Source organism: Aquabacterium sp., from assembly GCF_004297345.1.
Lineage (GTDB): Bacteria > Pseudomonadota > Gammaproteobacteria > Burkholderiales > Burkholderiaceae_C > Aquabacterium.
On the sequence record NZ_SCTN01000290.1, the window covers coordinates 1 to 2295 of the forward strand.

The window sequence follows — 2295 nt, forward strand, 5'->3', positions numbered from 1 at the left end:
GGTGCTGGTGCTGATGCGACTCACAAGGCGATGCTCAGGCAGGCCATCATCGATCAAGGACTGCCTGGCCACATCCACGAACGCTCGACGCAGCAATTGCTCGACGGCAGGCACCGCCACACCTTGCGCCAAGGCCAATTGCGCCAGAGGCCTCAACAAGGCAGCAAGCGCCGCCAATGTGACGTCCTCATGGGGGCCTTCTGCTGAGTCTGGGATACGGCTGGTCATGCCGCGACTATAAATGTGCTTTAAACACATTAATTGAAACAGACTGAAACACGCCCGCAAGGCAAACGCATGATGAAACGTCTTCGCAAGTGCCGAGCAGCGGTTCCCCCGTCGCACACGACTGCCGCACACAAGTTTTTACATATGACCTTGCGCAACAAATGTGTTCATCACACATTTGCATCCGTCTTCAAATCGAAAGACGCTATTCACAACGCATTTCAGAGGCATGTCATGACAAACAAATCCCCTTTGCACCGTGTGCACCAGTTCACCGCCCTCGCAGGCCTTGCTGCAGCGGCCACACTTGCCGCCTCCCAAGCGCACGCTGCCCCGACTTACCAACTTTCCACCATCGACAGCACCTTGCAGTCGCCGGTCATGAACACGAACGGCACCTTGGCAGGCATCTCGCAAAACCAGTTGGCCATCTTCCAGAACGGCGTAACGCAACTCACCAGCCTTCCGGCTGACACCACGTCCAGCTACGCCATGGCCATCAATGACCAAGGCGTTGTCCTGGGCGGCGCAGGCAGGTCCACCTTGGTGGGTGGCGACGTAGGGCAAGCCGGGCATTGGGTCACGGACAACCAACAGCAGTTCCTGTACCAGAACGGCCAACTGACCAACGTACAACAGATCATTGGCTTACCCCTTGTGTCGAGCACCCCTGGCCCGCAGGCCTTCATCAGCGATCTCAACAATCGGGGGGAACTGAGCGGGACCATGTCCCTTGCGGGCAGCCCAGGCAGCCAGGCCTTTGTATTTCGCAACGGCCAAATCCAGACGATTGCCACACCAGACAAGTGGACCAACGTCTCCGCTGCAGGTATCAACAACCTGGGCGTGGTGGCAGGAAACTACAACTATTTAAGCCCCGGCGACTCGCAAGAGACCTTCGGCGTTTTCCTCGATGATCACGGAAAACTGACCGATTTGGGACGCGGCATGCGCGTCAATGGATTCAATGATCAAGGCCAAATCGTGATTGAAGACAGCGCAGGCACATCAATCTATGACAACGGTCACTTCACCAAAATAAGCGACTCATCCGATGTAGGCCCTCATTCATTTTTCCGCTCCCTGGGCCTGGGCGGTGATGGCACGGTCATCGGCTACACACTGTCAGACACCTGGACATCTCTACCCGTCATCTACGCAGACGGCCAGCGACTGGATCCCAACACCTTGATCGATCCACAAAGCGCAGCACAACACCACATCACGGATCTGCTGACCATCAATGGTCATGGCGACATCCTGGCTGTAGACCAGTCCGGTCAGCAGGTGCTGCTCAAACCCTTGAGCGCCGTCCCCGAGGCTGGCTCATTCAGCTTGATGGCCACCGGTCTGGCGCTGCTGGGCGCGCTGCGCCGGCGTCGAGGCGTCAAATCTGCTCGACCTTGAGTCTAGGCAACCAGCTGACAAGGATCTTGTAGGTGTCTTTGTCAAAGGTCGGGCGAGCCTGTGCCAACAGGCCCTCGACCTCGGCTTCACTGCTCGCAGATCCCAGGTAAGTCCAGGCATCCAATACATGCCAGTCAGCCCCCTCCTGAACCTTGACCGCACCCGGATATGGCCAGGACTGGACCTGCCAGTCACTCAGCACCTTGCGCAATCGCTGGGCATGCGAGGCCAGCGACTCCTGCCCTATACACACGCCGCTGCACTGGTGCAACTGGTAGCCGAAACATGGCCGCCCCGCAGGCACTTTGTCCAGGCCCAAGGTGGCCAGACACAACTGCGCGCCTTCTGCGATCTCACGCAGCGTCTTCACAGCATCCTTCTGGCTGTTGAACAGGCCATAGACCTCTGGCGCTTGCGACCAGTTCACCTCGCTCGTCCTGATCAGCTCAGGCTTGAGGCCTGCGTCTTCGTCGCTTGACGTAGGCAGCAGGCGCCAGGTGCACCCATCGTCATTGCGCCGCAGCCGCCTGTTGTGCGTAGGTTGCCAGCGCTTGATCAACTGCGCTTCCTTCAACAAGGCGCCCATCTCTCCCGCAGTCTCGATCCAGTCCACACGGCGCACCTGCTGAGACAGACTCATCTCCTTGCTGATGCGATGGT

1 protein-coding gene and 2 pseudogenes are annotated in these 2295 nt (G+C 58.3%); 1 reads left to right on the plus strand and 2 read right to left on the minus strand.

Annotation, left to right across the window (positions count from 1 at the left end):
- Positions 1-228, minus strand: a pseudogene (locus EPO09_RS10105) (hypothetical protein); the annotation flags it as partial.
- A gap of 234 nt (positions 229-462) precedes the next feature.
- Between EPO09_RS10105 and EPO09_RS10110 the strand changes: the two are divergent.
- Positions 463-1635: a hypothetical protein gene (locus tag EPO09_RS10110; RefSeq protein WP_290642711.1), complete on the plus strand. Its 1173-nt coding sequence runs from the start codon at positions 463-465 to the stop codon at positions 1633-1635.
- On the opposite strand, the pseudogene EPO09_RS10115 reads toward EPO09_RS10110, so the two are convergent.
- Positions 1616-2295 (minus strand): annotated as a pseudogene (locus EPO09_RS10115) (ethanolamine utilization protein); the annotation flags it as partial. The gene EPO09_RS10110 and the pseudogene EPO09_RS10115 overlap by 20 nt on opposite strands.